This window comes from Methylophaga sp. OBS1 (genome assembly GCF_026319365.1).
The window spans coordinates 883,198-894,992 of sequence record NZ_JAPDMS010000001.1 but is presented as its reverse complement, the minus strand read 5'-3'; the positions used below and the strand labels follow the sequence as shown (position 1 = coordinate 894,992).

At 49.3% G+C, this 11,795-nt stretch carries 11 protein-coding genes; 9 read left to right on the top strand and 2 right to left on the bottom strand.

The genetic code is table 11. The annotated features are described in order from the left end of the window. Window positions 1-879 carry a 4-hydroxy-tetrahydrodipicolinate synthase gene (gene dapA, locus OMQ46_RS04320; RefSeq protein ID WP_266235533.1) on the bottom strand — a complete coding sequence of 293 codons (879 nt, stop codon included), beginning with the start codon at window positions 877-879 and terminating at the stop codon, window positions 1-3. 120 nt (window positions 880-999) lie between these two features. On the opposite strand from dapA, the gene bcp reads away from it, so the two are divergent. From bcp to OMQ46_RS04290, 6 genes are all read left to right on the top strand, one after another. Beyond that, the gene (gene bcp, locus OMQ46_RS04315) at window positions 1,000-1,467 is read left to right on the top strand and encodes a thioredoxin-dependent thiol peroxidase (protein ID WP_266235534.1); all 468 of its coding nucleotides are present in this window, start codon (window positions 1,000-1,002) and stop codon (window positions 1,465-1,467) included. A 200-nt stretch (window positions 1,468-1,667) separates the two neighbouring features. Then, window positions 1,668-3,815 (top strand): methyl-accepting chemotaxis protein, encoded by a 2,148-nt coding sequence (locus OMQ46_RS04310; protein ID WP_266235535.1) that lies wholly within the window; start codon window positions 1,668-1,670, stop codon window positions 3,813-3,815. 111 nt (window positions 3,816-3,926) lie between these two features. Next, on the top strand, window positions 3,927-4,448 hold the full coding sequence (locus OMQ46_RS04305; RefSeq protein ID WP_266235537.1) for a hypothetical protein: 522 nt from the start codon (window positions 3,927-3,929) through the stop codon (window positions 4,446-4,448). 351 nt (window positions 4,449-4,799) lie between these two features. After that, on the top strand, window positions 4,800-7,727 hold the full coding sequence (locus tag OMQ46_RS04300) for a ribonucleoside-diphosphate reductase subunit alpha (protein WP_266235539.1): 2,928 nt from the start codon (window positions 4,800-4,802) through the stop codon (window positions 7,725-7,727). Continuing rightward, on the top strand, window positions 7,727-8,893 hold the full coding sequence (locus tag OMQ46_RS04295) for a ribonucleotide-diphosphate reductase subunit beta (RefSeq protein ID WP_266235541.1): 1,167 nt from the start codon (window positions 7,727-7,729) through the stop codon (window positions 8,891-8,893). The genes OMQ46_RS04300 and OMQ46_RS04295 overlap by 1 nt, the downstream gene beginning before the upstream one ends. Window positions 8,894-8,976: 83 nt before the next feature. After that, entirely contained in the window at window positions 8,977-9,735 is a 759-nt protein-coding gene (locus OMQ46_RS04290) for a hypothetical protein (RefSeq protein ID WP_266235542.1), read from the top strand. Window positions 9,736-9,884: 149 nt separating this feature from the next. Here the strand turns inward: OMQ46_RS04290 and OMQ46_RS04285 are convergent, their stop codons facing one another. Next, window positions 9,885-10,079, bottom strand: a complete 195-nt coding sequence (locus tag OMQ46_RS04285; protein ID WP_266235544.1) for a hypothetical protein — start codon at window positions 10,077-10,079, stop codon at window positions 9,885-9,887. Between the two features lie 278 nt (window positions 10,080-10,357). Here OMQ46_RS04285 and OMQ46_RS04280 point away from each other — a divergent pair, with 278 nt between their 5' ends. The 3 genes from OMQ46_RS04280 to OMQ46_RS04270 all read left to right on the top strand — a co-directional run bounded on the left by OMQ46_RS04280 (window position 10,358) and on the right by OMQ46_RS04270 (window position 11,766). Then, on the top strand, window positions 10,358-10,888 hold the full coding sequence (locus OMQ46_RS04280) for an REP-associated tyrosine transposase (RefSeq protein ID WP_266235546.1): 531 nt from the start codon (window positions 10,358-10,360) through the stop codon (window positions 10,886-10,888). A gap of 202 nt (window positions 10,889-11,090) precedes the next feature. Beyond that, entirely contained in the window at window positions 11,091-11,441 is a 351-nt protein-coding gene (locus OMQ46_RS04275) for a cupin domain-containing protein (RefSeq protein ID WP_266235548.1), read from the top strand. 34 nt (window positions 11,442-11,475) lie between these two features. Then, window positions 11,476-11,766 carry a DUF3144 domain-containing protein gene (locus OMQ46_RS04270; RefSeq protein ID WP_266235550.1) on the top strand — a complete coding sequence of 97 codons (291 nt, stop codon included), beginning with the start codon at window positions 11,476-11,478 and terminating at the stop codon, window positions 11,764-11,766. Window positions 11,767-11,795 lie beyond the last annotated feature (29 nt).

Genomic DNA, 11,795 nt, shown 5'->3' with positions numbered 1-11,795 from the left:
CTAATTCAGAACACCCGCCGTAATGAGGGCCTCACGCACTGACTGATGGTATTTTTCCGATAATACCGTCATGGGCAGACGAATCCCTTTCGGAATCATTCCCATTTCAGCCAACGCCCATTTAACAGGAATCGGGTTAGCCTCGACAAATAAAAATTGATGAAGGGCAACCAATTTCTGGTTAATTTCCCGTGCTTTCTCCTCGTCGCCGTTGATGGCAGCCATGCACATATCATGCATCAGACGCGGTGCCACATTCGCTGTGACGGATATCACACCACAGCCACCGGCCAGGATAAAGTCAACGGTGTTGGCGTCTTCGCCGGTATACAACTCAAAGTCTTCCGTCGCCAACTGACGGATTTGCTGCACCCGGGAGACATCGCCGGAGGCTTCCTTGATACCAAGGATATTACGGATTTCAGATAAACGTCCGACTGTCTCCGGTAGCAGGTCGGAAGCGGTCCGGCCGGGCACATTATATAAAATTTGCGGAATATCGACTGCCTCAGCAATCGCTTTGAAATGCAGGTACATGCCTTCCTGGGTAGGCTTATTATAGTAGGGTGCTACCAGTAAGGCCGCATCAGCGCCCAGATCTTTGGCGTATTCAGTGAGCTCAATCGCTTCCGAAGTCGAGTTGGCGCCGGTACCCGCCAATACAGGGATGCGGCCGTTAACCTGCTCTACCACCTTGCGGATCACACCACAGTGTTCCTCGACGCTCAAAGTAGCAGACTCACCGGTCGTGCCGACAGCGACGATGGCATCGGTTCCTTCGCTGATATGAAACTCAATCAGCTTTCGCAGGCTGTCATCATCCAGTGCACCATCTTCATGCATCGGGGTGACAAGCGCTACCATACTGCCGCTATACATAATCTTTGAGACTCCGGAAAAATAACAGGCATGGTACTTTGCCTGCCTGTTGATGACAAGATCAGCGATGATTGTGTAAGGTACGTTTCTCCCTAAATCGTTTCAAAACAGGATGATCAGATGAGTCAAGTTGCAGTGGGACAAAAAGTCCCTGACTTTGAAGTACCCAGCACCGGCGATAAAACCTTCCGCCTCTCTGACTTTAAAGGCAAAAATGTGCTGATTTATTTCTATCCCAAAGACAACACACCGGGCTGTACCACTGAGGGTCAGAACTTCCGTGACAACATCGAATTTTTTGACCAGCACGATACTGTGATTGTGGGTGTGTCCCGTGACAGTCTGAGGAAACATGAAAACTTCAAGGAAAAACAGTGCTTTCCGTTTGACCTGTTATCTGATGAAGATGAAGCCGTCTGTCAATTATTCGATGTCATCAAGCTCAAAAAAATGTACGGCAAAGAACACCTGGGCATTGAACGCAGTACTTTCCTGATCGATAAAGCGGGTGTACTTCGTCATGAGTGGCGCAAGGTCAAAGTAAAAGAACATGTTGATGAAGTGAAAGAAGTTATATCAGCACTTTAAATACCTATTTTAAGTTAATGGTTTTTATCACAAATATCGGCACTAATTTGGACCATTAATATTACAAATCAGTCTCATTCGCACTATTCCGGTGCACTGGTCTGATACCGGTGTGCCGGAATACCGAATGAAAACATCGGCTTAATCCGGTGGCGCAGGATTTGCTCGGTGTGTTTCGGATAGACCACAAGAGAAACACAATGAGCAAACTCAAAAGCCACACAATGAACCTGAGCCGGGCAGAGAAAAAATGGTTACCCTGGTTTGGTAGTACCGGCAAACTGGCGATGTCCCGTTCCTGCTTTCTCAATCGACACAATTACAGCGCTGTTGAGAAAACCTTTGAAGGCATTGCAGCAACCCGCGTCAAGTTACTGCAGCAATGGGTCGCCAGTCACTGGGATCAAATGGAATTGCTCGCCGAACAAGTTGCCAGCAGCTACCCTGATATCGGCAACAACCTACTCAATGAACGAATGGCAGCCGCGCCGGACTTCTCCGAACTGTTTGTCATTGACACCAGCGGTACCGTCACCCACTCCACCTACAGCGCCCACAACGGACAAAATGATCTCGACCGTAAAGCCGTAGAAAAAGGGCTGAGCGACGCTTTTCTGCACGGCCCTTATGTCGATGAGCTGACATTGAAGATCGGCCCGTCCAGTTCCAAGTTCCATGATGAAGTGACTTTGATGTTCTACCAGCCAGTCGTGCTGGATGGCGAGGTTCTCGGTGCGGTATGTGGTCGGGTACCCAATGATGTGCTGGGTGATTTAATCCAGCGCGAAGCCGGCCATATTTACCCGGAGTCGGGCGACAACTACATATTTATGGTGGATTCACGTTTTGACCCCAGCATTCAACAGGGTATTGCCCTCTCCCGTTCGCGCTTCGAAGACAATACCTTCTCACACGGTGAAAACCTGAAAAGCGGCATTCACACCAAGTTTGGCACCGTCAAAGTCAACCGTCACACCGAATTTGAGATTCGCTTTACCGACCCCGCCACCGGGCAACTGCACCCGGGTGTCCGTGAAACCATTCGTAATGGCAATAACCTGTTTGTTACCTACCCCGGTTATTCGGACTACCGGCATTTCCCGGTCATAGGTAAAGGCGTCACCTTCCAGCTCAAAGGTTCGCCGGACCGCTGGGGCATGATGTGTGAGGGCGATCTTGAGGAGGTTTACCGTCGCCGCTCAGTTAACGTGAGCCTGATGAAAGGCTTCATCTACGCCATGGTAGCGCTACTCTGCGTCAATACGGGGCTGCACATTCTCACTGATTTGCCGGATCTGGCCATCGCCGGTACCTCAACGGTGATGCTGGTGATCATTGCCATGCTCTATAAGACATTTACCACCAACCCGTTAGCCAACCGTCTGGATGAAATGACGGAGGTCATTCGCACCATTGCCGAAGGGGAAGGTAACCTGGCCCAGCGGCTCGATACCGGACAGATGAAAAATGATGAGACCGGCGATATGGGGCGCTGGATCAATAGCTTTATTGATAACCTGGATGGCATTGTTGGTCAGGTCATTAAAACCAGCAGCAATGTCAGCCACACCAACGAAGCGATGCTGGAAACCAACCGCGAAGCCTTCACGGTCTCCAATGAAGTCGCTGACGCGATTGATAAGATGTTGCAACTGCTGGAGGCCCAGATTAATGACATTGGCAATGCCTCCAGTACCGCAGAATCGATGAAACAGGCGATGGATGAAGTCGTGCGCGACGCCCGCATTCAGTTTGAATCAGTCCGGGACGGCACGCAGGAAATCCGCGATGTAGTCGAAACCTCAGCCAAAGCAGTACAGAACCTGCATAGCCGCACCGCAGAAATCGGCAATATCATCGGCGTCATTTCCGAAATCACCAACCAGACCAACCTGCTCGCCTTAAATGCCGCTATTGAAGCCGCCCGCGCCGGTGAGCACGGTCGAGGCTTCTCTGTGGTGGCTGATGAAGTGCGCGGCCTGGCGTCACGCACTGCCAACTCCGCTGAAGAAATTCAGAAGATGATCGAGACCATGCAGGCGGAAACGCTGGAAGCAGTGAAATTCATGGAGTCCGGGGTTGATAATGTCGATCGCAGCCTGAAAAAGACCGAAGAAGCCTCCTCCGAAAATACTGCGTTGCATCAGCTGGTAGAACAGATGTTTGCCACTATCAAGCAACTGGATCAGAACAGCCAGATCCATGGAGAAACCGCCCGCGATGTCGGTCATTCTGCCAGCTTGATGACGCAGGCGATTGATGCCCTCCAGCAACGCGCAGTCATGGTCCGCAACACGGCGCATAAACTCACGCAACTGGTCGGTGTGTTCCAGGTCAGCCAGCGCTAATCTGCAAGCCCCTGTTTTTTCCCCTGCCGTGGATAAGGATATCTGCGGCTTTTTTATTGTCACCCATAGTAAGGGCATATCCCGAATCATTCAGGAGGTATGATGAAAGATATGAAAATGAATTTAGAGAAACGCCCACACACCGTTGCAGGGATTTTTGAAACCGAACAAACAGCGAAACACGCTGAAGAATCGCTGATTGATCAGGGTCACTTCCAGTCCGCTGAAGTGCAGTTACTTAAACCTGGTGACACGCATCTACAGGACCGTCTGGAACCCGAAACCAAGGCCATCGGTAAAGAACTGATCCTGTCACACTATGTTCTGGGCGCCGTCGGCCTTCTTGCCGGTGTGATTATCGCTGCGGTTGTGACCACGATAGGTCCAACATTTACTCAGTCCAGTCCATTACTCACGTATCTGGCACTGGGTATGGTCGGCGCATTTATGGGGTTGATCGCCGCAGGCGCATTTACGCTCCGTCCTGACCATGATCCGCTGATCAATGAAACAATCGAAGCAACAAAAGCCAATAAGTGGGCAGTGATTGTCCAGGCACGTGATCGTGATGATCAGCAGCGTGCTCGGCAACTGCTTAGCCCAGCAGCCATTTCTGTGATTGACACACTCTGATCACAATTTAACTTCATAATTAATGATGTCGCCGGTGGTTGTTTTCTGCCATCGGCGACAGTATGATTGCCAGCCCCTGACTCAGGGCAGACAAAATTTGCTTTTTTTGCCTCGTTGAAAAAAATATTTTTTCAGCACCAAAATCGCCCAAATCCCGGGAGCTGGCACCCCTGCTACGCTACGTCGGGATCGCCTGCTACTTATCCACAAAAAGTGCACAATTTATGTGCAACTTTTCCACTTGCCAAGGCTTCAAAAACACACTATCTTGTGGTTCAATCATTTCAAAACCACAATCTCTAGTGGTTTTCATGATTTTTGTTTTTTCACCAAACATGCAGGGAATTCATTATGGCGAGCGAACCAGCACAATCCATTAACAACGCCTCTGCCGAAAGCGGCTACAGCGTTATCCGTCGTAACGGCAAAGTCACCGACTTTGACAGCAGCAAGATTGCTGTGGCGATGACCAAGGCCTTTCTGGCCGTCGAGGGCGAATCAGCCAAAGACAGTCGTCGCATTCACGACACCGTTAAAGAACTGACCAAACAAATCACCGATAACCTGCTGCGTCGTCTCGACGAAGGTGGCACAGTCCACATTGAAGACATCCAGGACCAGGTTGAACTGCAACTGATGCGTGCCGGTGAGTACAAAGTGGCCCGTTCTTACGTGCTTTACCGTGAGAAACAAGCTGAAAAACGCGCCGAAGAAGAGAAAAAACATCCCTCACCAGCGAACGAGACGACCCTGCATGTCACCGCCGCTGACGGCACTCGCCAACCGCTGGATATCGACCGTCTGCACGATCTCATCACCGAAGCCTGTGTCGGTCTGGCAGAAGTGGATCGTGACCGCATTCTGCGTGACACCCAGCGTAACCTGTTCGACGGCGTGAAGTCGTCTGACGTTGAAAAAGCCCTGGTTATGGGTGCTCGCACCTTCATCGAAAAAGATCCCGCCTACAGCACTCTGGCCGCTCGCCTGCTGATGGACGGTATCCGTCGTGAAGCCCTGAGCTTTGTCTACAAAACCTACAGACAAGCCAAGCAAAGTGAAATGGCCGATATCTACCCGGACTATTTCAAAACCTACATTCATGCCGCGATTGAGCATGAACTGGTCGACTCTGAACTGGGCCTGTTTGATCTGGAACGGCTGGGTAAAGCGCTGAAACCGGAACTCGATTTCGAATTCACCTACCTCGGCCTGCAAACCCTGTACGACCGTTACTTCATTCACCATGACGGCACCCGCTTTGAACTGCCACAGGCGTTCTACATGCGTGTCGCAATGGGTCTGGCCATCAACGAAATCGACCGTGAAGAACGGGCGATTGAGTTCTACAACCTGCTCTCAAGCTTCGACTTCATGAGCTCGACCCCGACCCTGTTCAACTCAGGCACCCTGCGTCCGCAGTTGTCTTCATGCTACCTGACGACCGTACCTGACGATCTGAGCGGTATTTACAGCGCGATTCGCGATAACGCCCTGCTCTCCAAGTTTGCCGGTGGTCTGGGTAATGACTGGACCCGTGTACGTGGTCTGGGCGCTCATATCAAAGGTACCAACGGTAAATCACAAGGTGTTGTCCCGTTCCTGAAAGTCGCCAACGACACGGCGGTTGCTGTGAACCAGGGTGGTAAACGTAAAGGCGCGGTCTGTGCCTACCTCGAAACCTGGCACATCGATATCGAAGAATTCCTCGATATGCGTAAGAACACCGGTGATGATCGTCGTCGTACCCACGACATGAACACCGCCAACTGGATTCCAGATCTCTTCATGAAGCGCGTGGCTGAAGAAAGTCAATGGACTCTGTTCTCACCGGAAGAAGTGGAAGACCTGCACGACCTGACCGGTCTGGCATTTGAAAAGGCCTACACCGAGTACGAAGAAAAAGCCGTCCGCGGCGAAATCCGTAACTTCAAGCAACTGCCCGCCGTCGACCTGTGGCGCAAAATGCTGGGCATGCTGTTCGAAACCGGTCACCCATGGGTTACCTTCAAAGATCCCTGTAACATCCGCAGCCCGCAACAACATGTCGGCGTCGTTCACAGCTCCAACCTGTGTACCGAAATTACGCTGAACACCTCTGACAAAGAGATTGCGGTCTGTAACCTGGGCTCGGTCAACATGGTCAAGCATGTCGACGAGAACGGTAATCTCGACAAAGAGAAGCTGCAGAAAACCATCCGTACTGCGATGCGTATGCTCGACAACGTCATCGAGTACAACTACTACAGCGTGCCGCAGGCGCGTCACTCTAACCTGCTGCACCGTCCGGTCGGTCTGGGCATCATGGGCTTCCAGGATGCACTCTACAAACTGCGTATGCCGTATGCCTCTGAAGAAGCGGTCAAGTTTGCTGATGAATCGATGGAAGCGGTCAGCTACTACGCGATTGAAGCCTCTTCAGACCTGGCTGCAGAACGTGGCAAGTACCAGTCTTATGAAGGCAGCCTGTGGAGCAAAGGCATTCTGCCAATCGACTCTATCAAGTTGTTGAAAGAGGCCCGCGGCGAATACCTGCAACAGGACGAAAGCAAAACCATGGACTGGGATATGCTGCGTGACAAGATCAAACGTCAGGGCATGCGTAACTCAAACACCATGGCGATTGCACCGACTGCCACCATCTCCAACATCTGTGGTGTCAGCCAGTCAATCGAACCGACGTATCAGAACATCTTCGTCAAATCGAACCTGTCCGGTGAGTTCACCGTCATCAACCCGTACATGGTTGAAGACCTGAAATCACGCGGTCTGTGGGACGACGTGATGATTAACGACCTGAAATACTTCGACGGCAGCCTGCAGGACATCGACCGTATTCCTGATGAACTGAAAGCGCTTTACACCACTGCATTCGAAATGGATGCCCGCTGGTTGATTGAAGCCGCTTCCCGTCGTCAGAAATGGATCGACCAGGCACAGAGCCTCAACCTGTACATGGCAGAACCATCAGGTAAGAAGATGGACAACCTGTACAAACTGGCTTGGGTCCGTGGTCTCAAAACCACTTACTACCTGCGCTCGATGGGTGCGACCGGTGCGGAAAAAACCAGCTCGGCCCCAACCCCGCCACCGTCAGCCGAAAAGCCAAGTGGTCCTAAACCGGTTGCCTCCGGCCCGACCGCTGCGCCTGTTGCCAGTGCCGCCACAACTGGCGCGACCCTGACCAGCACTGTTGCCGAAGCCGAAGAGTTTTTGGGTGAAGGTATGGAAGCACCGAAAGCGTGCTCAATTTTGGAACCAGATTGCGAGGCATGTCAGTAATGTTGAATTGGGATGATCCATTCTCAGCACCGATAGCCGGTACCGCTGAGGCGAAAAAAGAAGAAGAGAAAGCAGAACAGGCCGAAGCTGCAGCCCCTGCAGCCAATGACCTCACCGAAGCACCCGCTTCGGCTGAGGTCAAAGCGATGCCCCTGAGCAACGCCAAGCCGGTCAATGTCGATGACAAACGTGTCGTTAACGGCGACACCGACATTAACCAGCTGGCACCGTTCAAGTATCCCTGGGCCTGGAACTACTTCCTCAACGCCAACAAAAACCACTGGACGCCACTGGATATCAACATGGCGCAGGACGTTCATGACTATCGTCACAAGCTGACGATGGAAGAGCGCCACGTCTATGAAAATGTGCTGTCCTACCTGACCACCTCCGATATTCTCGCCATGCGTAATATCGGTCTGGCGGTCATGGAAAAAATGGCGGCGCCTGAGCTGCAAATCTATCAGGCGCGTCAGGTTTATGAAGAAGCTCTGCACACCTGGACCTACCAGCACTGTATCGAAACCATCGGTCTGGACCAGTCGGAAATCTACAACCGCTACCGCGTGGTGCCGGAGATTTACCAGAAGATCAAACTGGCCAATGACCGTCTGAACACCGTGCTGCGCAGTGATATCGACCTGCGTGACCGTGACGAACTGGAAAACTTCGTGATGTCCTATGCCTTCTTCGGCGGCATCTTCGAAGGCGCCTGGTTCTATAACGGCTTCTCGCCGATCTTCGCCCTGCAACGTCGCGGTCTCATGAAAGGCACCGCCGAACAGCTGCAATACATCATGCGTGACGAAGTCATGCACGCCTCGTTCGGCATCCGCGTCTGCAAGCAGATTATCAAAGAAGAAAACGTCAAACTGGATCCGAAGAAAATCCAGACCATGTTTGAAGAAGCTGACGCAGCGGAAGAAACTTATGCCGGCTACATTCTGCGAGACCCAATCCTGGGTTACTCAAAAGAAATGCATCACGGCCAGTTCCGTTACACCGCTAACCGTCGTGCCAAACAGCTTGGCTTTGAAGAACCGTTCCCCGGTGCCGAAGCCACCCTGCCCTGGCTCGATGAACAGGCCAATATGAGGAAGGAGAAGAACTTCTTCGAGACCAAAGTCACCGAGTATCAGACTGGTGCTGGTCTTAAATGGGACTAGGAAGATATCGAATAACAAGCCGACCTTGAGTCGGCTTTTTTTGATAAATGAAAGAGATTTCCAAATTGAATCAAGGATTTCTAATGAAGAATAGAGAGATTCACTATAGATACGGGATATCTTACCTTCTCATCATTATCGTAATGCTTATATCTTTTGCTTACTACGAAGTGCCTCATTTAGTCGAGAGAGTATCTTTTGCCCTTACAGTATCATCCCTACTTTTAGCAATTTTAGCTATTTTTTACACAATTATTTCTGGCAATAAGCAATCTACCCAACTTGAAAAAGTTATTGAAGCGAATACAACTCTCTCAAATTCAATCCATGATATTCAGAGTGCTTCAAGTTCAATAGCACATCTTACAAAAGACATTCCAAAGCAATTTACGAACATTCATTCCAAAATTGACTCGTTATCTAAAAGCTATCAAGGGCTGCCAAAAGATACATCAGAAGATGCTAATTCGAATGGTGAAATGAGGCAGGAGGCTGATCTGAGTACTTTTAGATGCACAATTGCAAGAATGCATTTTGCAGCTATGGTGGTTCTATATGTCTTTGAAAGGTCATTCTCGCTTGATAAACCCATTCCATCTGAAGTATTCGAAGAGCTAGAACTGGGGACTGAATACAGTATTGGTGCGCTAACAGGATATAGTGCAACTGGGTTAATTGAATTCAAAATTCATTCTGATGAAGTCGTCCCTACGCACTGCGCGAAAGTCATTACTGAAAACATAAAAGCTGAGTTAGAGTCTTTATGTGAAATATTGAGTGATTCAAGTAAAGAATACCTGCAATCTAAATTAAAAGAAGTTGATGAGTTAAAAGATTGGTAATTTGTACGAAGCCCAACAATCAAAACAACCGAAACAATTCCACGCTTTGTATCCTACTCCCACGTTGGGCTTCATGCTTCAGCCCAACCTACATTGTTCCAGGCAATAGAATCACAGGGTCAGGCACGATGAAATCAAGTCGCCGGTAATTACTTCTTCTTAGCTCGTCTTGTCCTATTAAACACACAGTAAAGCTGGTAAAGGATATAAGGCGTGATAGCCAATATCACCATTTCTGTACCCGTCATTTTCTCTCCTGCCAGCACCAGAATAATGACCAGTAAAAATCCCACAACGCCAAGCTTGAGAAGCTTGAATGCCTCTTTCTTATAAACCTTCTGCATGTTGCTTCCTTTTGTAAAACTTAATCAGCACAGAGGCGACTGTAATTGTTCTAGGAGTGAATCTACACCTTTGTCTGGAGGCCTAGCAATGACTTGGGCTAGTCTGACCGATAATCAAAGGTAGGTTGGACTGAGGAACGAAGCCCAACAATCAAAGTTTGAATCCTCACCCACGTTGGGCTTCATGCTTCAGCCCAACCTACGTATTTTGCAGGTCTGGTGTTTGGCTGATACATTCGTCAAATACATTTTTTTAAATTTCACAAGGAATGTGAATCATGCGTTATCGACGTGTGGATGTGGCGGGTGCCACTTATTTTTTTACGGTTAATCTGCTTGACCGGCAACAATCGCTTCTGACCGAACATATTTCCTTACTGCGGCGTTGTGTGCATAACGTCAAACAAAGACATCCTTTCTCTATTGATGCCATGGTGATCCTGCCCGATCATCTTCATGCAGTGTGGACCTTGCCTGATGGCGATGCGAATTACTCCAAACGTTGGATGTTAATCAAATCAACGTTCTCAAGATCATTAGCCAAGACTGAGAAACTCAAGTCGAGTCACATCAAAAAACGTGAGCGTAGCATCTGGCAACGCCGGTTCTGGGAACATCTCATTCGAGATGAAACCGATTATGAGCGGCATGTGGATTACATTCACTATAACCCGGTTAAGCATGGCTATGTCGACAAAGCCATTGACTGGCCTTATTCAAGTATTCATCGGTACATGAGAGAGGGACTGTTGAGTCCGGACTGGGGATTTTTTCAGTCTGTTGATGAGGGGATTTTTGGTGAGCGGTGATTTGTTGGGCTTCCTTTGTCAGCCCAACCTACGTGATTTCTCTATTTTTTGCTGGGTTTGTTGGGCTTTATGCTTCAGCCCAACCTACCTTCTTAAACACGTCCCATAGCATCGTTGCCTATGAAAATACACGCTGATCTTGTAACCTACCTTCCCCTGAAATCATATCGACCGGCGATATGAGATTAATCAGGAAAATAAATTGAAACAAATCACCGTAGAACCTAATCCAAGCGAAGAACAACTCAAAAAACTGGGCATTAAACACTGGCCGACCTGGCAGAAAGAAGTCTCTGTATTCCCGTGGAAATTTATCACCACGGAATATGCCTATATCCTTGAAGGCGAGTGTGTGATGACACCGGAAGATGGCAGTCCGGCAGTGACATTCAAAGCCGGTGATTTGGTGATTTTCCCGAATGGCTTCAAGGGCACCTGGGAAGTCAAAAAGCCCTTCAAGAAGCATTTCAAACATGCCAATGGCAATGTGGTTAAATGCTTGTTGAGCCGGGTTAAAATTATGGTCAATCGAATCAAGTCACTGTTTGGCTGAGCAAAACTTAAAACGATTATTAACGAGAGAGAAAATGAGCGAAAACGCCCCAAAAGAAAAAACCTTCCAGGAACGTTGTGACGAATTTATTGCGGTTGCCAACCAGCAGCATGCAGAAACTGAAGTCGACAATGTGAATGCAGCCCTGCTGTTTTCTGCTGCTCGCTTCAACGTGTTCAGCACCGTTCGTCAGTTTGACGATGTGGAAAAGCTGAAACAAGAAAAGCAGAAAATGGTGGATTACTTCTCTCAGCGTTACAGAGAGATGATGGAGCAAAACATCGAGGAATATATCGAGCGTTTTGATGACTACAACCCAAAGTAAGTTGAAGTCAGCACTCTGCTAAATAAAAA

Coding starts and splice junctions, on each gene's coding strand:
- bcp (WP_266235534.1), top strand. CDS start 1,000: ATGAGTCAAGTTGCAGTGGGACAAAAAGTCCCTGACTTTGAAGTACCC.
- OMQ46_RS04300 (WP_266235539.1), top strand. CDS start 4,800: ATGGCGAGCGAACCAGCACAATCCATTAACAACGCCTCTGCCGAAAGC.
- OMQ46_RS04305 (WP_266235537.1), top strand. CDS start 3,927: ATGAAAATGAATTTAGAGAAACGCCCACACACCGTTGCAGGGATTTTT.
- OMQ46_RS04310 (WP_266235535.1), top strand. CDS start 1,668: ATGAGCAAACTCAAAAGCCACACAATGAACCTGAGCCGGGCAGAGAAA.
- OMQ46_RS04290 (WP_266235542.1), top strand. CDS start 8,977: ATGAAGAATAGAGAGATTCACTATAGATACGGGATATCTTACCTTCTC.
- dapA (WP_266235533.1), bottom strand. CDS start 879: ATGTATAGCGGCAGTATGGTAGCGCTTGTCACCCCGATGCATGAAGAT.
- OMQ46_RS04270 (WP_266235550.1), top strand. CDS start 11,476: ATGAGCGAAAACGCCCCAAAAGAAAAAACCTTCCAGGAACGTTGTGAC.
- OMQ46_RS04280 (WP_266235546.1), top strand. CDS start 10,358: ATGCGTTATCGACGTGTGGATGTGGCGGGTGCCACTTATTTTTTTACG.
- OMQ46_RS04295 (WP_266235541.1), top strand. CDS start 7,727: ATGTTGAATTGGGATGATCCATTCTCAGCACCGATAGCCGGTACCGCT.
- OMQ46_RS04285 (WP_266235544.1), bottom strand. CDS start 10,079: ATGCAGAAGGTTTATAAGAAAGAGGCATTCAAGCTTCTCAAGCTTGGC.